The 19,914-nt window shown below is 71.2% G+C and carries 16 protein-coding genes; 10 read left to right on the top strand and 6 right to left on the bottom strand.

From position 1 onward, the window contains the following. Window positions 1–106: 106 nt before the first annotated feature. Window positions 107–2,818 (top strand): DNA polymerase I, encoded by a 2,712-nt coding sequence (gene polA, locus OG782_RS08800; RefSeq protein WP_406449021.1) that lies wholly within the window; start codon window positions 107–109, stop codon window positions 2,816–2,818. Between the two features lie 27 nt (window positions 2,819–2,845). Here the strand turns inward: polA and OG782_RS08795 are convergent, their stop codons facing one another. After that, window positions 2,846–3,715 carry a DUF4184 family protein gene (locus OG782_RS08795; protein ID WP_406449019.1) on the bottom strand — a complete coding sequence of 290 codons (870 nt, stop codon included), beginning with the start codon at window positions 3,713–3,715 and terminating at the stop codon, window positions 2,846–2,848. A 186-nt stretch (window positions 3,716–3,901) separates the two neighbouring features. Here OG782_RS08795 and OG782_RS08790 point away from each other — a divergent pair, with 186 nt between their 5' ends. From OG782_RS08790 to OG782_RS08780, 3 genes are all read left to right on the top strand, one after another. Then, complete coding sequence (locus OG782_RS08790; protein ID WP_406449017.1) at window positions 3,902–5,575, top strand: lytic murein transglycosylase; 1,674 nt, start codon at window positions 3,902–3,904, stop codon at window positions 5,573–5,575. Window positions 5,576–5,725: 150 nt separating this feature from the next. Beyond that, the gene (locus OG782_RS08785) at window positions 5,726–5,863 is read left to right on the top strand and encodes an SPW_0924 family protein (RefSeq protein ID WP_406449015.1); all 138 of its coding nucleotides are present in this window, start codon (window positions 5,726–5,728) and stop codon (window positions 5,861–5,863) included. Between the two features lie 66 nt (window positions 5,864–5,929). After that, window positions 5,930–6,928, top strand: coding sequence for a DUF3068 domain-containing protein (locus tag OG782_RS08780; protein ID WP_406449013.1), 999 nt, complete (start codon window positions 5,930–5,932; stop codon window positions 6,926–6,928). On the opposite strand, the gene hrpB is transcribed toward OG782_RS08780, so the two are convergent. Together hrpB and OG782_RS08770 are read right to left on the bottom strand one after the other, a co-directional pair. After that, a complete protein-coding gene (gene hrpB / locus OG782_RS08775) occupies window positions 6,915–9,413 on the bottom strand; it encodes an ATP-dependent helicase HrpB (protein WP_406449011.1) in 2,499 nt (832 codons plus the stop codon). The two genes, OG782_RS08780 and hrpB, sit on opposite strands and share 14 nt — an antisense overlap. Before the next feature lie 49 nt (window positions 9,414–9,462). Continuing rightward, window positions 9,463–10,275 (bottom strand): class I SAM-dependent methyltransferase, encoded by an 813-nt coding sequence (locus tag OG782_RS08770; protein WP_406449009.1) that lies wholly within the window; start codon window positions 10,273–10,275, stop codon window positions 9,463–9,465. Between the two features lie 397 nt (window positions 10,276–10,672). Here OG782_RS08770 and rpsA point away from each other — a divergent pair, with 397 nt between their 5' ends. Next, window positions 10,673–12,187: a 30S ribosomal protein S1 gene (gene rpsA, locus OG782_RS08765; RefSeq protein ID WP_266777527.1), complete on the top strand. Its 1,515-nt coding sequence runs from the start codon at window positions 10,673–10,675 to the stop codon at window positions 12,185–12,187. 98 nt (window positions 12,188–12,285) lie between these two features. Here the strand turns inward: rpsA and OG782_RS08760 are convergent, their stop codons facing one another. After that, window positions 12,286–13,248 carry a right-handed parallel beta-helix repeat-containing protein gene (locus OG782_RS08760; protein WP_406449006.1) on the bottom strand — a complete coding sequence of 321 codons (963 nt, stop codon included), beginning with the start codon at window positions 13,246–13,248 and terminating at the stop codon, window positions 12,286–12,288. Between the two features lie 336 nt (window positions 13,249–13,584). On the opposite strand from OG782_RS08760, the gene OG782_RS08755 reads away from it, so the two are divergent. From OG782_RS08755 to OG782_RS08740, 4 genes are all read left to right on the top strand, one after another. Next, window positions 13,585–15,108 (top strand): flavin monoamine oxidase family protein, encoded by a 1,524-nt coding sequence (locus tag OG782_RS08755; RefSeq protein WP_406458929.1) that lies wholly within the window; start codon window positions 13,585–13,587, stop codon window positions 15,106–15,108. An 82-nt stretch (window positions 15,109–15,190) separates the two neighbouring features. Further along, window positions 15,191–16,129 carry a PAC2 family protein gene (locus tag OG782_RS08750; RefSeq protein ID WP_406449004.1) on the top strand — a complete coding sequence of 313 codons (939 nt, stop codon included), beginning with the start codon at window positions 15,191–15,193 and terminating at the stop codon, window positions 16,127–16,129. A gap of 114 nt (window positions 16,130–16,243) precedes the next feature. Further along, window positions 16,244–16,846 carry a dephospho-CoA kinase gene (gene coaE / locus OG782_RS08745; RefSeq protein ID WP_406449002.1) on the top strand — a complete coding sequence of 201 codons (603 nt, stop codon included), beginning with the start codon at window positions 16,244–16,246 and terminating at the stop codon, window positions 16,844–16,846. A gap of 67 nt (window positions 16,847–16,913) precedes the next feature. Continuing rightward, entirely contained in the window at window positions 16,914–17,282 is a 369-nt protein-coding gene (locus OG782_RS08740) for a tetratricopeptide repeat protein (RefSeq protein ID WP_406449000.1), read from the top strand. Between the two features lie 13 nt (window positions 17,283–17,295). On the opposite strand, the gene OG782_RS08735 is transcribed toward OG782_RS08740, so the two are convergent. After that, window positions 17,296–17,574 carry a DUF6343 family protein gene (locus OG782_RS08735; protein ID WP_406448998.1) on the bottom strand — a complete coding sequence of 93 codons (279 nt, stop codon included), beginning with the start codon at window positions 17,572–17,574 and terminating at the stop codon, window positions 17,296–17,298. 80 nt (window positions 17,575–17,654) lie between these two features. Here OG782_RS08735 and OG782_RS08730 point away from each other — a divergent pair, with 80 nt between their 5' ends. Further along, entirely contained in the window at window positions 17,655–18,773 is a 1,119-nt protein-coding gene (locus OG782_RS08730) for an ADP-ribosylglycohydrolase family protein (RefSeq protein ID WP_406448996.1), read from the top strand. Between the two features lie 13 nt (window positions 18,774–18,786). Here OG782_RS08730 and OG782_RS08725 read toward each other — a convergent pair whose 3' ends face one another. Beyond that, window positions 18,787–19,863, bottom strand: coding sequence for a tyrosine-protein phosphatase (locus OG782_RS08725; protein ID WP_406448994.1), 1,077 nt, complete (start codon window positions 19,861–19,863; stop codon window positions 18,787–18,789). Window positions 19,864–19,914: the final 51 nt, after the last annotated feature.

Genomic DNA, 19,914 nt, shown 5'->3' with positions numbered 1-19,914 from the left:
TCGCCTTCGATCCTGGCATGTGGCGGGGGAGGGCGGCCCGGCGGTGGTGGCGGCCCGGGGTTGTCGCCGGTCCGGATTGTCAGTGGTACGTGGCAGGATCGGGGGCGTGGCTGAGACGGCATCGAAGAAGACGGCAGACAACCGACCGCGCCTGCTCCTGATGGACGGGCACTCCCTGGCGTACCGGGCGTTCTTTGCGCTGCCTGCGGAGAATTTCACGACGGGGGCGGGGCAGCCGACGAACGCGGTGTACGGCTTCGCGTCGATGCTCGCGAACACGCTGCGTGATGAGGCGCCGACGCATTTCGCGGTGGCGTTCGATGTGTCGCGCAAGACGTGGCGTTCCGAGGAGTTTCCCGAGTACAAGGCGAACCGGTCGAAGACTCCGGATGAGTTCAAGGGTCAGGTCGAGCTGATCGGTGAGCTGCTGGACGCGATGCACGCGGACCGGTTCGCGGTCGACGGTTTCGAGGCGGACGATGTCATCGCGACGCTGGCGACGCAGGCGGAGGCGGCCGGGTTCGAGGTGCTGATCGTCACGGGCGACCGTGACTCGTTCCAGCTGATCACGGAGAACGTGACGGTGCTGTACCCGACCAAGGGTGTGTCGGAGCTGACGCGGTTCACTCCGGAGAAGGTCGAGGAGAAGTACGGGCTCACTCCGCAGCAGTATCCGGACTTCGCGGCGCTGCGCGGTGACCCGTCGGACAATCTTCCGGGTATTCCGGGGGTCGGTGAGAAGACGGCCGCGAAGTGGATCAACCAGTTCGGTTCGTTCGACGAGCTGGTGGCGCGGGCGGAGGAGGTCAAGGGGAAGGCGGGGCAGAATTTCCGCGATCACCTGGACGCGGTGCGGCTGAACCGTCGGCTGACGGAGATGGTCCGCGATGTGGAGCTGCCGAAGGTCCCGGCCGATCTGGAGCGTGCTCCGTATGACCGCACGGCGGTCACCGGGGTGCTCGATGTGCTGGAGATCCGTAATCCGAGCCTGCGTGAGCGGCTGCTCGCGGTGGATCCGGGCAAGGCGGAGGACGAGGCTCCGGCGCCTGCCGCGGGTGTCGAGCTGGACGGTTCGGTGCTGGGTGCGGGTGAGCTGGCCCCGTGGCTGGCCGAGCACGGCGGGGTGCCGCTCGGTGTCGCCACGGTCGATACGTGGGCGCTGGGCAGTGGCGCGGTCACCGAGATCGCGCTCGCCGCGGCGGGGGGCGCCGCGGCGTGGTTCGATCCGGCGCAGCTCGACGAGGGTGATGAGCAGGCGTTCGCGGCGTGGATCGCTGATGCGCGGCGGCCGAAGGTCATGCACAACGCGAAGAGTGCGATGCGGGTCTTCCCGGAGCACGGCTGGTCGGTCGAGGGTGTGTCGATGGACACGGCGCTGGCGGCCTATCTCGTCAAGCCGGGCCGGCGTTCGTTCGCGCTGGACGCGCTCGCTGTGGAGTATCTGGGCCGGGAGCTGGCCCCGGCGGCGGCGTCCGACGGGCAGCTGGCGTTCGGTGCGGACGACCGGGCGGAGGCCGATGCGCTGATGGCGCAGGCCCGTGCGGTTCTCGATCTCGGTGACGCGTTCACGACGCGGCTGAAGGAGGTCGGTGCGGCGGAGCTGCTGCATGACATGGAGCTGCCGACGTCGATCCTGCTGGCGCGTCTGGAGCGGCACGGCATCGCGGCGGACCGGGCCCATCTGGAGGGCATGGAGCAGCAGTTCGCCGCTGCGGTGCAGCAGGCGGTGGCGGAGGCGCATGCCGCGGTGGGCCGGGAGTTCAATCTCGGTTCGCCCAAGCAGCTCCAGGAGGTTCTGTTCGGGGAGCTGGGGCTGCCGAAGACGAAGAAGACCAAGACCGGTTTCACCACGGACGCGGACGCGCTGGCGTGGCTGGCGGGTCAGACCGAGCACGAGCTGCCGGTGATCATGCTGCGCCACCGTGAGCAGGCGAAGCTGCGGGTGACGGTCGAGGGTCTGGTGAAGACGATCGCGGCGGACGGCCGTATCCACACCACGTTCAACCAGACTGTGGCGGCGACCGGCCGGCTGTCGTCCACCGACCCGAATCTGCAGAACATCCCCGTCCGTACGGACGAGGGCCGGGCGATCCGCCGGGGCTTCGTCGTCGGTGAGGGCTTCGAGTCGCTGATGACGGCGGACTACAGCCAGATCGAGCTGCGGGTGATGGCTCATCTGTCGCAGGACGCGGGCCTGATCGAGGCGTTCACTTCGGGTGAGGATCTGCATACGACGGTTGCCTCGCAGGTCTTCGGCGTCGAGAAGCCGGCGGTCGATCCGGAGATGCGGCGCAAGATCAAGGCCATGAGTTACGGACTGGCGTACGGGCTGTCCGCGTTCGGTCTCTCCCAGCAGCTGAACATCGAGGCCGGTGAGGCGCGCGGTCTGATGGACACCTACTTCGAGCGGTTCGGCGGGGTCCGTGACTATCTGCACCGGGTGGTGGAGGAGGCCAGGGCGACGGGTTACACGGAGACGGTCTTCGGCCGTCGCCGCTATCTGCCGGATCTGAACAGCGACAATCGTCAGCGCCGCGAGACGGCCGAGCGGATGGCGCTGAACGCGCCGATCCAGGGCACGGCCGCCGATATCGTCAAGGTCGCGATGCTTCAGGTCGACCGGGCGCTGACCGAGGCGGAGCTGACGTCTCGGATGCTGCTCCAGGTGCACGACGAAATCGTGCTGGAGATCGCGGCGGGTGAGCGGGACCAGGTGGAGAAGATCCTGCGCCACGAGATGTCGACGGCGGTGCGGTTGCGGGCGCCGCTGGACGTATCGGTCGGTGTGGGCCGGGACTGGGAGTCCGCCGCGCACTGACGCCCGCTCCTGTGGGGCGCCGTCTCCTCAGTCGCCGGCCGGGCTCGTGTCCAGGGCCCGGCCGGTGACGGGCGGCTGCGGTGCGCCGGTGCTGCGCTCCCGCAGCCGCATCCACGCCCCGTACAGCACGAGTCCGGCCGCCAGTCCGGCGCCCGCTCCGAAGCAGGCGGTGGGGATGATGTCGAGCGGGGTGTCGATGTGCCCGAGGTACGCGTACCAGCGGGCGCAGCGGTGCACGATGCCCAGCAGGACGCACAGCCCGATGGCGGCGCCGGCGCACCATCGGGCCCGGCGGTCCAGGGCCGGTACGGCTGCCGGCGCCGGACGCGCACCGGCCCGGCGCAGCGCCGACACGGTGAAGCACGCGAGGACCGTGAGGGCCAGTGCCGAACTGCCGTACTGCACCAGTGTGAACACGGGGAATCCGGCGGCGTCGCCTTCCAGGACGGGTACCAGCCGTACGCCCCACCGGTCGTGGTGGGTGAACGCGTCCCAGACGACGTGCGTGGCGGCTCCGATGACGGCCGATGCGGCGAACCGCGCACCGTCGCGGAGGGGGCGCGGCCCCTGTGCGGGTGTGCGCCGTGTTCCTCGTACGCAGGCGTGCACACGCCCTTGCCAGTGCCGGGGCAGGAGCGCCACCAGCGGTTCGCGCAGCAGGAGCCACAGGGCGACCGTGGCCGCGGTGATCAGGACGTCCACGGTCAGTACGCCCCATACCGAGTGGGTGACCTGTCCGAACTCCATGGCGCCCGGGATGGCCGTATCGGCGAAGTACGTCATGTCGGGGGCGAACGAACCGGCCACGAGGGCCGAGGCGAGGAGCGGTCCGCGTGCTGTTCCGTCGCGGCGGATTCCGGGCAGTACGGCAGCGGCGTGGCTGAGCGTGAACGGCATGGGGGAAGTATGGGTGAGCTGCCGCCGCGGACCTGTGGGCCACTGGACAAGCTGTGATGCGGAACGTGAGAAACCGGTAAGAAGCGGTCCGGCCGCTGTGTTCGGGCGGCACAAGTTGCCGTAGGGTCGCCTGAGTCCAGGCGCAGGGGAGCGCGGACAGCCGACGACGGGGAGGGCCCACACGTTATGGCAGCGCAATTCGGTCGCCGACTGCGCAGAGGGGCGACCACGACCGCGGTCGCCGCTGCCGCTGTGGCGGCACTTTCCGCATCGCAGGCCCCAGGTTCACCTCTGGTCGCGTCCGACGGCGGCGACCAGCCGACCGCCGGTTCGACCCCCTCGGACGACGGCGCGGCGTCCGGCAATTCGCCGTACTTCACGGACCTGCCGCCGCTGGCGACGCCCAACAAGCCGGGTACGTCCGTGAATCTGCCGGTGACGGGCAGTGCGGAATCGGGCATACCGGCGTCGATCCTGGCGGCGTACAAGAAGACCCAGCGCACTGTCGCGGGTACGGACGCGGCGTGCCGGCTGCCGTGGCAGCTGCTGGCCGCGATCGGCAAGGTCGAGTCCGGCCAGGCCCGCGGCGGCCGTGTCGACGCGCAGGGCACCACGCTTTCCCCGATTCTGGGCCCGGCCCTCAACGGCCAGGGTTTCGCGCTGATCAAGGACACCGACAACGGTGCCTACGACGGCGACCGGACGCACGACCGGGCGGTCGGCCCGATGCAGTTCATCCCGTCCACCTGGGAGACCTGGGGTCAGGACGGCAACGGTGACGGCCGCAAGGACCCCAACAACATCTACGACGCGGCGCTCGCCGCCGGCCGGTATCTGTGCGCCGGGTCGCGCGATCTGTCGCTCGCCGCGGACCTGGACCGGGCGGTCCTGAGCTACAACCACTCGGACGAGTATCTGCGTACCGTCCGCTCGTGGTTCGCGTACTACCAGCGCGGCACCCATGAGGTTCCGGACGGCACCGGTGTCCTGCCGGCCGACCTCGGCAACGGTTCGGACCCGGGCTCCGGTCCGGACGGCTCCGGCAGCAGTCCCTCGCCTTCGCCCTCGCCGGACGGTTCGCCGTCACCGAAGCCCCCGTCGAAGCCGAGCCCGAGCCCCAGCCCCACGAAGCCCGGCAAGCCGTCGTCGCCGACGCCGACACCCGCCCCCACGCCGTCCCAGACCCTGGCCGGGGTGCAGAACGCGGGCACCGGGGAGCTGACTGCCACGGCCGGTGAGGCCTTCGCCGAGCGGATCAAGGTGCGGGCGCGGAACGCGTTCGGCGGTCCGCTCGCCAAGGTGCCGGTGACCTTCACCGTGGTCGGTGACACGGATGCCGTGTTCGAGGGCGGGAAGCGCACCGTCACCCTGGCCACCGGGACCGACGGCACGGTCACCGCGCCGGTGCTGAAGGCGGGCGAGAAGACGGGCGGGTTCACCGTGCGTGCGACCGCCACCGGCACGTCGCTGCCCGCGGTCTCCTACACCGCGACCGTCACCGCCCGGCAGGCCGACGCCATCGCCAGGACCGGTACCGGGGAACTGGCCGCCCTGCCCGGCGAGACGTTCGAGGGCATCGCGTTCGCGGCCACGTACAAGGACGCGGCCGCCGGCCGGGTCGCCGTCACCGCCACCATGATCACCGACGACGAGAAGCCGGCCGAGAACGACAAGGGCCCGTACTTCACCAACGACGAAGGGGACCCGGTCCGCACCCTCGTCCTGGCCACGGACGCCGACGGCAAGCTCACCCTGCCGGTCATCTACGCCGACGGCGCCGCGGGCACGTACAAGCTGCGCCTCACCACCGAGGGCGGCGCCACGGCCGTCATCGAGCTGACGGTCAAGGCCGCTGCCTGACCGACGCACACCGGGCGGACACCGCCCCGAACAGCCCCTTGGCCGCTGCCCGGCCAAGGGGCTGTTCTACGTGTTCTCATCTCGCGCCCCGGTTGCTACGGTGCCCCAGCCCTGACGACCCATCAGTTACACGCTCCCGGGAGGCCGAGCATGCGTGCCCTCGTCGCCGCCGCCATCGGACTGGCCGTCGCACTCGCTCTCGTGCTCACCATCAGTGCGGTGGGCGCACCACCCGGCGAGACCTCGCCCAAACCCCTGCTGACCACCGTCCCGGGCCCCAAGAAGTAGCAGTCCGCACCGAGAAGTAACCGTCCGCACCACGGAATGCGGTCGGAATGCAGAGGGAGGACACCCATGCGCCGCCGAGCCAGCCTCGTACTCCTGGCCTTCGCCGTCTTCTTCGCCGCGCTGTCGCCGCTGCTGCGCTGGTACGCGTTCCCGCGGCTCGCGAAGATCCCGCCGAACCAGTACCAGGAGACGGTGCTGGAGGCGAAGCCCGCGACCCTGCTCGACTACAGCTCCCTCAAGTCCAAGAAGGTCGACAAGATCACCATCGTGCAGACCCTCAAGGGCAATGTGGAGGAGTCGGAGAAGATCGAGCGCAGCGCGGGCCGCGATGTCGTCGTCTGGGACGCGCTCTCCTACGTCGCGGGTCCCGACGGCAAGATGGTCTCCAAGATCCCCGAGCGCTACATCTTCGACGCGCACAGCCAGGCCCCCGTCCACGCCACCGGCGAGATGGTCGACGGGGACCCGGTCAGCCGCGAGGGCATCGAGTTCAAGTGGCCCTTCCTCACCGAGAAGCGCGACTACGAGTACTTCGACGCGCAGACCCGCACCAGTTCGCCCATCCACTACAAGGGCATCCGGAACTTCCGCGGCATGGAGGTCTACTACTTCGAGCAGACCATCCCGTGGTCCGAGGTCCCCATGCCGAAGACGATGCCGATCAAGGACATCACCCCGGCGCAGATCAAGAAGATCGGTATCACCCGCTGGTACACCACCAAGCGGATGTTCTGGGTCGACCCGGTGACCGGGGCCCCGGTCAACGGCGAGGAGATCCACAAGGAGGAGCTGCGCAACGCCAAGAAGATGGGCATGGCCACGGACACCATCACCGTGTTCGCAGGACACGTGAAGATGCGCGAGGACTACGTCGAATCGATCGTCGACCTGGTCAAGTCCCAGCGGCTGCTGGTCCTGCTGCTGACCTCGTACCTGCCCTGGGGCTTCCTCGCCCTCGGCGTCGGGCTCCTGGCGCTCTCGCTGTGGCTGGAGGCGCGCTCGCGGCGGCCGGACGGACCGCAGCCGCGACCCGCGACACCCGAACCGGTGCCTACTCCCGCCTGAGCCGCGCCTTCGTGAAACGGGTCGCCTCCACCGTCGTCGGGTCCTCGGGCCACGGATGGCGCGGATAGCGGCCCCGCAGCTCCGCCCGCACCGCCTTGTAGCCCTCCCGCCAGAACGACGCCAGATCCGCCGTCACCGCCGCCGGCCGGCCGGCGGGGGAGAGCAGATGCACCAGCACCGGGACGCCGGCCACCCGGGGCGTCTCCTGGAGCCCGAACAGCTCCTGGAGCTTCACCGCGAGCACGGGCTGCGGCCCGCCGTACTCCACCCTGATCCGTGAACCGCTCGGCACCTCGATCCGCTCCGGAGCCAGCTCGTCCAGCCGGGCCGCCTCACCGGTCGCCCACGGCAGCAGCCTGCGCAGCGCCTGCCCCGCATCGATCCCGGCCAGGTCCGAGCGGCGCCGGGCCCGCGACAGCTCGGGCTCCAGCCACTGCTCGGTACGGTCCAGCAGTGCCTCGTCCGAGACGTCCGGCCAGGGCGCGCCGAGTTCGCGGTGCAGGAAGGCCAGCCGCTCCCGCAGCTGCCCGGTGTCCCGGCTCCAGCGCAGCAGCCCGAGCCCCTCCCGCCGCAGCCCCTCGACCAGGGCCTCGCGGACCAGGGCGGGTTCCGGCTGCTTCAGGGGGCGCGCCGACAGTTCGACCGCGCCGAGGCGTTCCACCCGGCGGGCGACCACGTCCCGGCCGTCCCAGCGGACCTCCTCGCCCGCGAACCGCAGATGCCCGGCGGCCAGCCGCGCCGTGTCCTCGTCGATGACGGCGGCGAGCCGGACCTGCGCGGACGCCGCGTGCGCCGGACGGTCCGCGACCGCGACGGCCAGCCACGGCGCGCTGCGCAGCCGTGAACCGTCCCGCAGCTGGGCACCCGTGCCCGACGCCATCAGGAAAGCCCCCTCGCCCCGGGCCCGCGCCACCCGCTCGGGAAACGCGAGGGCGGCGACCAGACCCACGGCGGCGTCGTCCGGACCGGATCCGCTTTCCGTGCTTTTCAGCGACGACGACAGCCGCCGCACCTCCTGGCGCCAGCGGGCCGCGTAGCCGTCCTTGCCCAGCCGTGCGGTACGCAACGCGGCGGCCAGGTCGTCACCGTAGTCCCGCGGTGGTTCCTCGCTCAGCAGCGCGACCACCTCCGCGGCCCGGCGCCCGCCGACTCCGGCCGCGCCGTCCAGCAGGGCCCTGGCCAGCCGGGGATGCAGGCCGAGACGGGACATCCGTACGCCCCGGTCGGTCACCCGCCCGTCCGGTCCCACCGCGCCGACCGCCGTCAGCACCTCGCGGGCCGCCGCCATCGCACCGGCCGGCGGCGGGTCCAGCAGCGCGAGGCCCGTGGCGTCCGGATCACCCCAGCAGGCCGCCTGGAGAGCGAACGCCGCCAGGTCGGCCACCTTGATCTCGGGGGAGGGGAACCGGGCCAGCCGCCCGTCCTGCGCCTGCTCCCAGCAGCGGTAGACCGCCCCGGGCGCCTCGCGGCCGGCCCGGCCCGCCCGCTGGCGGCCCGCCGCCTGCGAGGCCCGCACCGTCGTCAGCGCGCTCAGGCCGCGGGCATGGTCGGTGCGCGGCTCCCGGGCCAGCCCCGAGTCGACGACGGTCCGCACTCCAGGAACGGTCAGCGACGACTCCGCCACCGAGGTCGCCAGCACCACCCGCCGCCCCTGGGACGATCCCGCCAGCACCGCGTCCTGCACCGCCGCCGGGGCCCGCCCGTGCACCTGGAGCACCTCGGCGGCCACCCCGGACAGCTGACCGGCCACCCGGCCGATCTCGCCGACACCGGGCAGGAAACACAGCACGTCGCCGTCCCGTTCGGCCAGCGCCCGCCGCACCACGGAGGCGACATGGGTGAGCAGCGCCGGATCGACCCGCATCCCGTGCGGCGGCCGCACCGGCCGGACGGGCGGGGCCCACACCACCTCCACCGGGTGCGACACGCCCTGCGCCTCGATGACCGGTGCGTCGCCGAGCAGCCGTGCCCAGCCCTGTGCGTCCGTGGTCGCGGAGGCGGCGACCAGCTGGAGATCGGGGCGGATCGCCTCCCGCACGTCCAGGAGGAACGCCGCCACCGTGTCCGCGTCCAGATGGCGCTCGTGGCACTCGTCGATGATCACCGCGTCGACGCCCGCCAGCTCCTGGTCGCGCTGGAGCCGCTGGAGCAGCACCCCCGTGGTGACGACCTCGACCAGGGTGTCCGGGCCCACCACGCGCTCCCCGCGCACGGTGAACCCGACGCGCTCGCCGGCCCGCTCACCGAGCAGCCACGCCATGCGCCGGGCGGCCGCGCGGGCGGCGATCCGGCGCGGTTCGGCGACCACGACCCGGCGGACCGGACCGCCTCCGGTCAGCCCGGCCAGGACCAGCGGGACGAGGGTCGTCTTGCCGGTGCCGGGCGGTGCGCAGAGCACCGCGACACCGCGGTCCTCGAGCGCCTGCCGCAGCGCGGGCACGGCGGTGCGGACGGGCAGCCGGTCCAGGGCGTCGGTGCGGATCACGCCCCCAGTCTCGTACGGTCCGCCCCCGCCTCCCGCACCGGCCGCTGTCTCAGTCCCGTACGCAGACGAAGATCGCGGTCCCCGGGATCAGATTGCCCCGCAGCGGGGACCAGCCGCCCCACTCCTGGCTGTTCCACGCGGGCCACTCCGGCTCGACCAGGTCGGCCAGGCGGAAGCCGCCCGCCACCACGTCCCGCACCCGGTCGCCGAGCGTGCGGTGGTGCTCGACGTATACGGCCTGGCCCTGTTCGTCCTGCTCGACGTAAGGGGTGCGGTCGAAGTAGGAGGCGGCGACGGACAGGCCCTCCGGGCCGGGCTCGTCCGGGAAGGCCCAGCGGACCGGATGCGTCACGGAGAAGACCCAGCGGCCGCCGGGGCGCAGGACCCGGTGGACCTCGCGGAACACCTGGACCGGGTCGGCGACGAAGGGCACCGCGCCGTAGGCGGAGCAGGCCAGGTCGAAGGAGCCGTCACGGAAGGGCAGCACTCCGGCGTCCGCCTCGACGAGGGGGACGCCGCCGCCGATCCGCAGCGCGTGCTGGAGCTGGCGGTGGGAGAGGTCGAGGGCGACCGGGCGGGCGCCCTGCGCGGCCAGCCAGCGGGAGCACTGCGCCGCGCCGGCGCCGATCTCCAGGACGTCCAGGCCCTTCAGCGACTCGGCGGGGCCCAGCAGAGCGGCCTCGGCCTCGTCGAGCCCCTCGGGGCCCCAGACGAAGCGGTCGTCGCCCAGGAAGGTGCCGTGGTCGCTCTGGTACTCGTCGGCGTTGCGGTCCCACCAGCCCCGGCTGGCCCGGCTGCTCTCGGCCTCGCCGGCGCTCCGGCGTGTCGCCTCGGGTTCGGCCGCGTAGATCTCTTGGCTCATCGTGTCCGTCGTTGTAGTTTGCCTTCACCCCGTCGTACGCGGTACGTACCAGGGGGGATATGTGTGTACGGAACCCGTGTGTCCGGAACATCTCGGAGGCCGATGTGGCCTCGGTGAACCTGAGTTGTGCCGGGTATGGGCCGTTCCGCCCTTGGTGTGCGCCTTCGCGCATTGACCGTGCCCTGCTGCCCCCGTATGCTACAAGTTGCGCTGCGAGCCTGCGCGCCTCAGACCTAGCAGGCCGCGCTCGCATCTGTTGTATGTCCCCTCGGTTCACGAGGCGCCTCCCGTACACGGGATCGGCGCTTCCCGGGCTGTCCGGCTTCTGCAGAGGCGATACGGGCTCACGGCGTAGCAGTAACTTCGACTCACTGTCCGTACCGGAGCCCTTTCCCACATGACGAGCAGCACCGAGACCACCGCCACCACTCCGCAGGTTGCGGTCAACGACATCGGCGACGCGGACGCGTTCCTCGCGGCGATCGACGAGACGATCAAGTACTTCAACGACGGCGACATCGTTGACGGTGTCATCGTCAAGGTTGACCGGGACGAGGTTCTCCTCGACATCGGTTACAAGACCGAAGGTGTCATCCCGAGCCGCGAGCTCTCGATCAAGCACGACGTCGACCCGAACGAGGTCGTCAAGGTCGGCGACGAGATCGAGGCCCTGGTTCTCCAGAAGGAGGACAAGGAAGGCCGCCTGATCCTCTCGAAGAAGCGCGCTCAGTACGAGCGTGCCTGGGGCACCATCGAGAAGATCAAGGAAGAAGACGGCATCGTCACCGGTACCGTCATCGAGGTCGTCAAGGGTGGTCTCATCCTCGACATCGGCCTCCGTGGCTTCCTCCCGGCGTCGCTCGTCGAGATGCGCCGCGTCCGCGACCTCCAGCCGTACGTGGGCAAGGAGCTCGAGGCCAAGATCATCGAGCTGGACAAGAACCGCAACAACGTGGTCCTGTCCCGCCGTGCCTGGCTCGAGCAGACCCAGTCCGAGGTCCGCCAGACGTTCCTCACGACCCTCCAGAAGGGTCAGGTCCGCTCCGGCGTCGTCTCCTCGATCGTCAACTTCGGTGCCTTCGTGGACCTGGGTGGCGTCGACGGTCTCGTGCACGTCTCCGAGCTGTCCTGGAAGCACATCGACCACCCCTCCGAGGTTGTCGAGGTCGGCCAGGAAGTCACCGTCGAGGTTCTCGACGTGGACATGGACCGCGAGCGCGTGTCCCTGTCGCTCAAGGCGACGCAGGAAGACCCGTGGCAGCAGTTCGCCCGTACGCACCAGATCGGGCAGGTCGTTCCCGGTAAGGTCACCAAGCTCGTTCCGTTCGGTGCGTTCGTGCGCGTCGACGAGGGCATCGAGGGCCTGGTCCACATCTCCGAGCTGGCCGAGCGCCACGTGGAGATCCCGGAGCAGGTCGTCCAGGTCAACGACGAGATCTTCGTCAAGGTCATCGACATCGACCTCGAGCGTCGTCGCATCAGCCTCTCGCTGAAGCAGGCCAACGAGTCCTTCGGTGGCGACCCGGCCTCGGTCGAGTTCGACCCGACGCTGTACGGCATGGCCGCGTCGTACGACGACCAGGGCAACTACATCTACCCCGAGGGCTTCGACCCCGAGACCAACGACTGGCTCGAGGGCTTCGAGGCTCAGCGCGAGGTCTGGGAGACGCAGTACGCCGAGGCGCAGACGCGCTTCGAGCAGCACCAGGCCCAGGTCATCAAGTCCCGCGAGGCCGACGAGGCCGCTGCTGCCGAGGGCGCTGCTGCCCCGGCCGGCAGCGCTCCGGCTGCCTCGGGCGGCAGCGGTGGCGGCGGCTCGTACTCCTCGGAGTCCGCGGACAACTCCGGCGCCCTGGCGTCGGACGAGGCCCTGGCTGCCCTGCGCGAGAAGCTGGCGGGCGGCCAGAGCTGACGCTCTGACCCTCCGGCCGGTCATCGGCTGCAGTAGTGGATGAAAGTGAGGCCCGCTCCCTTCGGGGAGCGGGCCTCACTCGTTGCCGCGGCGGGCTGTTACGGGGTGACGGTGATGTTGGTCAGGCCGTTGCCGCCGGTCACCGTGTTGCTCGCATGGACGGTGGTGGGGCAGCTCGCGCCGAGGTTCGTGACGTTGACCGCGATCCGTTTGTCGCCCGTCGAGCCGGACAGGTCCGAGGCATTGCCCCTGAAGACGGTCCCGCAGCCCCAGCCGCTCTGCTGGGTGTGGGTCTCGTAGCCGTTGTTGGTCGTACGGGATCCGTGGTTGCCCTCGACCAGGACGCCGTTGCCCTTCACATCGACCCAGGAGTCGTCGTAGTTGGCGCCGGTGAGCCCGCTGCCGTCGAAGGTGTTGCCGACGATGCGCGCACCGGTGGTGCCCTCCTTGATGTCGACGTTCTCGCCGCCGACGCCCGGTCCGATGGTGTTGTCCAGGATCTGTACCCGGTCGCTCCGGTCGGAGAGGTCGCCCGCCGTGCCGACGTAGACGCCCTCACCCATGCCGCGTCCGTCGTGTCCGGTGTCGTAGATACGGGAGTTGCGGATGATGCCGTCGCTGCTGGACTTGCGGAAGTGGACGCCCTCCATGTCGAGGTCGTGCACGGTCACCGAGTCGATCACCACACCGTTGGCGCCGTCGGCCATGATGCCCTTCTGGCCGCCGGTGACGGTGATGCCCTTCACGGTCCAGTACGAGGCGCCGTTGAGGTGCAGCCCGTAGCCGCCGCCGGCGGTGAGGACCGCCGCGGCGGAGCCGGTCAGGGTGATGCGGGCCGAGGCGGTGCCGGGGACGAGCGCCTTGAAGTTGCCGGTGTACGTGCCGTCCGCGAGGTGGATCGTGTCGCCGGGAGCGGCCGCGGTGAGGGCCGACTTGAGCTGGGCGGCGGTGCTCACCTCGATGACCGTCGCGGCGCCGGCCGTGGTGGCGGAGGCCAGGGCCAGGCCGCCGGTGGCGAGGACGGTGGCCAGCAGGGCGGGGAACAGCGTGCGGGTGCGCATGGGGGTGCCTTCCCGTGAAAGGTTCAGGACGTTCTCGTACATGAATGTGGGGCGAGTGTCTGAACGTGCTGCCCAGTGACGGTAGGGACGGCGCGCGATCGTGTCAAGGTATGGACCAATGTTCCGGGGTGCGGTGGACGGGGTGAACACAGGGAAACGTGCGGGATACACGAGTAACTGATGGCCCGTAACACTCCCTTGTCAGGATCCCGGCAACCTCAAGATCCGAAGGGGAGCCGGGACATGACTCACGCTTCGCACCACTCGCCCGCGACACCGGGCGCGAGCCGCCGCACCTTCCTCCGCAACGTCGGGCTCTCCGGCGGGGCGGGCGCGATGTTCGCCACGATGGGGGCGCTCGGCCTCGCCCCCACCGCCCAGGCCGCCGGCCGCGAACCCGCCTTCCGTGCCCCCAGCAGCGGTGACTTCCACCTGAAGGGCAGAGCCGCCGCCAAGGTGGTCGTCGTGGGCGGCGGCATCGCCGGCCTCGCCACCGCCTACGAGCTCGGCAAGGCGGGCTACGACTGTACGGTCCTGGAGGCCCGCGACCGTACGGGCGGCCGCAACTTCACCGTGCGCGGCGGGGATTCCACCACCGACATCCATGGCGTCGAGCAGACCGCGCGGTTCTCCGACGGGCAGTACATGAATGCCGGACCCGGCCGGATCCCGCAGTGGATGATCACCCTCGACTACTGCCGCGAACTCGGTGTCCCCATCGAGGTGTTCACCAACGTGAACGCCAATGCCTATATCTACAACGAGAAGTCGGGCATGAAGGCCCCGGTGCGCTACCGCACCGCCAAGGCCGATGTGTACGGCTACGTGGCCGAACTCCTCTCCAAGGCCACCGACAAGGGTGCGCTGGACCGGCAGATCACCGCCGACGACCAGGAGCGGCTGCTCGAATTCCTCAAGGACTTCGGCGACATCGGTGACACGCTCGACTACACCGGCAGCCCCCGGCGCGGCTACCGCGTCGACCCCGCGGCCGCCGGGACCCCCGGCGAGGAGCTCGGCTCCGTCCCCTCCGCGTCCGACGTCTTCGCCAGCGGAGTCGGCCGCTACTTCGCCTTCGAATTCGAGTACGACCAGGCGATGCTGATGTTCCAGCCGGTCGGCGGCATGGACCGGATACCCGCCGCGCTCACCCGGGCGATAGGGGAGCGCCGGATCCGCACCGGCGCGGCCGTCACGGAGATCACCGACACCGCCCACGGCGTCACCGTCACCTACACCCAGTCCGGCCGCACCCGCAGCATCGAGGCGGACTACTGCGTGGCCGCCCTGCCGCCCAACATCCTCGCCAGGACCGCCCACAACCTGGGCCCGGCCGTCCAGAGCGCCCTCGAGGCCTGCAAGCCGTCCTCGGCCGGCAAGATCGGACTGGAGTACCGCAGCCGCTGGTGGGAGAGCGACCACCGGATCTACGGCGGCATCACCGAGACGGACATGGACCTGGCCCACATCTGGTACCCGTCCTACGGCCACCAGGGCCGGCGGGGCACCATCATCGGGTACTACAACACCGGCTCCAACGCCGACGCGTACGCCGCACTCACCCCGCGCGAACGCGAGGCGCGGGCCGTCGCGCAGGGCGTGAAGATCCACGGGGAGAAGTACCGTACGGAACTCGCCACGTCCTTCTCCCACCACTGGCGCCAGACCCCGTACCTGGAGGCCTCCTGGCACTCCCTGTCCGGCGGCCCCGACGCCCCGGTCTTCGCACCGCTCAACCAGGCAGCGGGGCGGGTCTACTTCGCCGGTGACTACCTGAGCTACGCGGACGCCTGGCAGCACGGAGCGTTCACCTCGGCCCGGAAGGCGGTCACGGCACTGCACACGCGGGTACTTGGGTAAACACCATGTGAAGGGGCACGGACGGGAATGTCCGTGCCCCCCGGGACGTTCTTCTTCAGGAACACAAGGAGGAGCGGTAACCGTGCCTGATCCGCAGAGTTTGTACGAATGGGAGCCGAAGGGCCTGGCTGTCGTCGACATGGCGCTCGCCCAGGAGTCGGCCGGCCTGGTCATGCTCTACCACTTCGAGGGCTACATCGACGCCGGTGAGACCGGTGAGCAGATCGTCGACGGCCTGCTCGAATCGCTCCCGCACCAGGTCGTGGCGCGTTTCGACCACGACCGCCTCGTCGACTACCGCGCACGGCGACCGCTGCTGACGTTCAAGCGCGACCGCTGGTCGGCGTACGAGACCCCGACCCTGGACGTCCGCGTGGTCCAGGACGCGACCGGTGCGCCGTTCCTCCTGCTGTCCGGACCGGAGCCCGATGTCGAGTGGGAGCGGTTCGCCGCCGCCATCGAGCAGATCGTGGAGCGGCTCGGCGTCCGCCTCGCGGTCAACTTCCACGGCATTCCGATGGGCGTTCCGCACACCCGCCCCGTCGGCATCACCCCGCACGGCAACCGCACCGACCTCATGCCCGGTCACCGCAGCCCGTTCGACGAGGCGCAGGTGCCCGGCTCCGCCGAGGCCCTCGTCGAGTACCGCCTGATGGAGGCCGGACACGACGTGCTCGGTGTGGCCGCCCATGTGCCGCACTACGTCGCCCGCTCCGCCTACCCCGACGCCGCGCTCACCGCGCTGGAGTCGATCACGGCCGCGACCGGACTGGTCCTGCCGACCATCGCCCACGCCCTGCGCACCGAGGCGCACCGCACGCAGACGGAGATCGACCGCCAGATCGACCAGGGTGACGAGGAGCTCGTCTCGCTGGTGGAGGGCCTTGAGCACCAGTACGACGCGGTGGCGGGAGCCGAGACCCGCGGCAATCTGGTCGCCGAGCCGGTGGACCTGCCGTCCGCCGACGAGATCGGCCTCGAGTTCGAGAAGTTCCTGGCCGAGCGCGAGGGCGACGGCTGAGCCCGGCCGGACCCGCTTTCCGTACCGCCGGGCGGCGGGCACCAGGGTCTTCCGTTCGGATCAGGCCGGATCGGGCCCGGCATGAGCCGAACGAGAGGCGCTAGGCTGCCGGCCATGCTGAAAGTGGGTCTGACCGGTGGTATCGGCGCCGGCAAGAGCGAAGTGTCCCGGATGCTCGCCGGCTACGGAGCCGTCCTCATCGATGCCGACCGGATCGCCCGCGAGGTCGTCGAACCCGGCACCCCCGGGCTCGCCGCCGTCGTCGAGGCGTTCGGCACCGGCATCCTCACCCCCGAGGGCACGCTGGACCGGCCGAAACTCGGCTCGATCGTCTTCGCCGACAGCGAGCGCCTCGCCGTCCTCAACGCGATCGTCCACCCGCTGGTCGGCGTCCGCTCCGCCGAGCTGGAACGCGCCGCGGGCCCCGATTCCGTCGTCGTCCACGATGTGCCCCTCCTCGCCGAGAACGGCCTCGCCCCCCTCTACGACCTGGTCGTCGTGATCGACGCGGCCCCGGAGACCCAGCTCGGCCGGCTCGTCACGCTGCGCGGGATGACGGAGCAGGAGGCGCGCGCCAGGATGGCCGCGCAGGCCACCCGGGAGCAGCGGCGCGCCGTCGCCGATCTGATCATCGACAACGACGGGCCGATCACGGCCCTGGAACCGCAGGTCCGCTCGGTGTGGGCGGAGCTGACCCGGCGGGCCGCGGCCGGCTGATCCCGGGCCGGAACACCGGCGGCCGGGCAGACGTTCACCTGACGGTGGACGAAGGAAGGATGCGACCGTGCCCGAGAGGAACCCCGAAACACACGTCATCGACTTCCGCGCGGCCGAGCAGCTGCTGGCCGCACGAGACCCCCGGGGTGCCGTGCAGCTCCTCGACTCGGTGATCGCCTCCCACCCGGAGAACACCGCCGCCCGGCTGCTGCGTGCCAGGGCCTTCTTCGCTGCGGCCCAACTGCGCCCTGCCGAGCTGGAGTTCGAGCTCGTGCTGGAGCGGGAGCCGGACAACGCGTTCGCGCACTTCGCGCTCGCCCGCACCTTCGAGCGCTCCGGCAGTCCGGAGCGGGCCACGCGCCACTTCCGGCTGGCGGCCGCGCTCGACCCGAACCCGGAGTACCTGAAGGCGGCCCGCTTCGATTCGGAGGGCTGAGCGGCTCCCGCGCTCAGTGCCCGTACCGCCCTCGTCCCCCGCGATCCGGCGCGTACGGCGGGACGGAGCGGCCCGGCTGGTAGTGCGCGCCCTGGTGCAGGTGGTGGACGATCACGGTCAGATCCACCAGGACCAGCACGAGGAGCACTCCGCAGGCCGCCGCCCACCCCGGCCGGCCGCTCAGTGTGAAGGCCGTCAGGCCGAAGACGGCCCAGGCCAGGCCCCATAGACTCAGCCAGAGCCGCATCCGCAGCGGACTGCGGGCGGTCGTGGGTTCATTGCCGGTACGCATGGCGATCGCCTCTCCTACCAGCATGGACCCGCGACGGCGCGCGTGCGGCGATCCGACGGGAATCAGTGGGGGGCGGGGCCGTGAACGGCACAGCATCGAGGGACGTCACAGTCCGCAGGGCCCGGGTCCGCGGGTGTCTGCTGGGCGGGGCGATCGGGGACGCCCTGGGCAACCCGGTGGAGTTCCTGTCCCTCGCCGGCATCCGCCGGGCGCACGGGGAACAGGGCGTCCAGGGGCTCACCGCCGACGAGGACGGGGCGGTCGGACGCGTCACCGACGACACCCAGATGACGCTCTTCACGGCCGAGGGGCTGATCAGGGCGCACTCCCGGGCCATGTCCAAGGGGATCGGCGGCGCCGAGACGGCGATCATCAAGCACGCGTACCTGCGCTGGCTGGACACCCAGAACCATCCCGCGCCGCCGGCCCGAGGAGGGGACGACCTCGTCCGGACCGGATGGCTCAGGCAGCAGCCCTGGCTGTACGCGCGGCGGGCCCCCGGAAACGCCTGCCTGACCGGCCTCGCGGCCGGGCACACCCCCGACCCGAGGGGCCCGGTCGGCGAGCCGGGCCCCGTCAACACGGGCTCCAAGGGCTGCGGCACGGTCATGCGCTCCGCACCCTTCGGGCTGACCGGCGGGTCGGCGGCCGGGAGCTTCGCGCTGGCCGCCCGGTGTGCGCGGATCACCCACGGCCACCCCACCGGTGCCTACGCCGCCGGGGCGCTCGCGGCGGTCGTCACCCATCTGCTGGAGGGCGACTCCCTGCCGGGATCGGTCCTGCGCGCCATGGACCTGCTGGCCCGCCACCCCGGGCACCAGGAGACGACCGCCGCCCTGCGCGGCGCCGTCGAGCTGGCCGCGCAGGGCGCGCCGAGCGCCGAGAAGGTGGAGTCGCTCGGCGCGGGCTGGGTGGCCGAGGAGGCCCTGGCCATCGCCGTGTACTGCGCCCTGGTCCTGCCGGAGGCCGGCCAGGTCGGCGAGGCGCTGCTGCTCTCGGTCAACCACTCGGGCGACAGCGACTCCACCGGCTCGGTCTGCGGCAATCTGCTCGGCGCCCACCACGGCGACGTACATCTGCCGCCGTCCTGGCTGGTGCTCACCGAGGGGCGGGCGGTCATCGCCGAGGTGGCCGACGACCTGTCCCTGGAGTTCGAGCACACGGTCGATTGGCCGGAGGGCCGCTACCCCGGGTGCTGACCGGGCGGGCGGGTCAGCCGGTCAGCAGCTTGGCGCGCAGCGTCTGCACGGTCGCCGCGTCGAGCTTCAGCCCCTCGCGTACATACGTGTCGAAGTCGCCGTAGATGTGGTCCACCTCGGCGAACGCCGCGCGCAGCCAGCTCAGTTCGACGGCCTGCGGGTCGCCGGTGTACTGGTTGCTGGCGAGGAAGTCCGCCTCGACGGTGGCCCGCGGCACGCCGAGGAGGGTGAGCAGGACGGCGGTGCCCCAGCCCGTGCGGTCCTTGCCGGCGCTGCAGTGGAAGACCGTGGCGCCAGAGGTGTTCGAGGCGACGGCGGTGACCAGGTCACGGAACGCGTAGTCGGCGCCCACGAAGTTGACCATGAACGGGTAGCCGATGGACTGGCCCAGGTCGGAGGAGCCGGAGAAGAGTCCGGCCGCGACGGCCTCGGCCAGCGTCATCAGGGCCGAGTCGTGGAAGCGGATGCCGTGGCTGAGCGAGACGACGTCGGCGACCCGGTACGTGACGCCCGCGGGCAGCCGGTCGGGGTCGTCCTTGCGTTCCTGGGCGTTGCGCAGGTCCACGTCGAGGGTGAGGCGCTGGGAGGTCAGCCGCTGCTGCTCGGTGTCGGTGAGGCTGCTCAGCTTGTTGGAGCGGTAGACCAGGCCGGAGCGCACCCAGTGGCCGTCCGTGGTGCGGTAGCCGCCGATGTCACGGAAGTTGCGGGCGGAGGCCAGACCGAGGGAGCGGTCGGCGACGACGAGGGGGCTGCCGCCGTCCGGGACCAGCCGGAAGTACCAGCGCCCGGCCTCCGGGAGCGTCCCGGCCGGGACGCTCAGCGAGCCGGTGCCGGGGGCCGTGCCGAGCGCGATCCCGGTGGTTGCGTCGGGCGAGGTGACCGCCGTGACGGTCACCGAGGCGGCCGGTGAGGCCCAGGTGAGGGTGTGGCCGCCGTCGGCCGCGCGCACGGCGCCGGCGGAGGTGAACGGGACCGCGGCCTGCGCGGTGGCCGAGGCGGCGGGCGGTGCGGCGAGCGCGGACGGGGCCAGTGCCGTACCGGCGAGGAGGGCGGCCGCGACGGCTGCTCCGGCGATGCGGTGCGTACGCATGGTGCTCCTTGTCTGTTCCCCGCGGGGAGTCATGCCCTGCGGGGAGGGGGG

This window comes from Streptomyces sp. NBC_00876 (assembly GCF_045207435.1).
Classification (GTDB): Bacteria; Actinomycetota; Actinomycetes; order Streptomycetales; family Streptomycetaceae; genus Streptomyces.
Note: the sequence above shows the minus strand (reverse complement) of the source record. Positions and strands in the feature narration are given on the sequence as shown.

Coding starts and splice junctions, on each gene's coding strand:
- OG782_RS08795 (WP_406449019.1), bottom strand. CDS start 3,715: ATGCCGTTCACGCTCAGCCACGCCGCTGCCGTACTGCCCGGAATCCGC.
- OG782_RS08790 (WP_406449017.1), top strand. CDS start 3,902: ATGGCAGCGCAATTCGGTCGCCGACTGCGCAGAGGGGCGACCACGACC.
- OG782_RS08785 (WP_406449015.1), top strand. CDS start 5,726: ATGCGTGCCCTCGTCGCCGCCGCCATCGGACTGGCCGTCGCACTCGCT.
- OG782_RS08780 (WP_406449013.1), top strand. CDS start 5,930: ATGCGCCGCCGAGCCAGCCTCGTACTCCTGGCCTTCGCCGTCTTCTTC.
- OG782_RS08770 (WP_406449009.1), bottom strand. CDS start 10,275: ATGAGCCAAGAGATCTACGCGGCCGAACCCGAGGCGACACGCCGGAGC.
- rpsA (WP_266777527.1), top strand. CDS start 10,673: ATGACGAGCAGCACCGAGACCACCGCCACCACTCCGCAGGTTGCGGTC.
- OG782_RS08760 (WP_406449006.1), bottom strand. CDS start 13,248: ATGCGCACCCGCACGCTGTTCCCCGCCCTGCTGGCCACCGTCCTCGCC.
- OG782_RS08755 (WP_406458929.1), top strand. CDS start 13,585: ATGTTCGCCACGATGGGGGCGCTCGGCCTCGCCCCCACCGCCCAGGCC.
- coaE (WP_406449002.1), top strand. CDS start 16,244: ATGCTGAAAGTGGGTCTGACCGGTGGTATCGGCGCCGGCAAGAGCGAA.
- OG782_RS08735 (WP_406448998.1), bottom strand. CDS start 17,574: ATGCGTACCGGCAATGAACCCACGACCGCCCGCAGTCCGCTGCGGATG.
- OG782_RS08725 (WP_406448994.1), bottom strand. CDS start 19,863: ATGCGTACGCACCGCATCGCCGGAGCAGCCGTCGCGGCCGCCCTCCTC.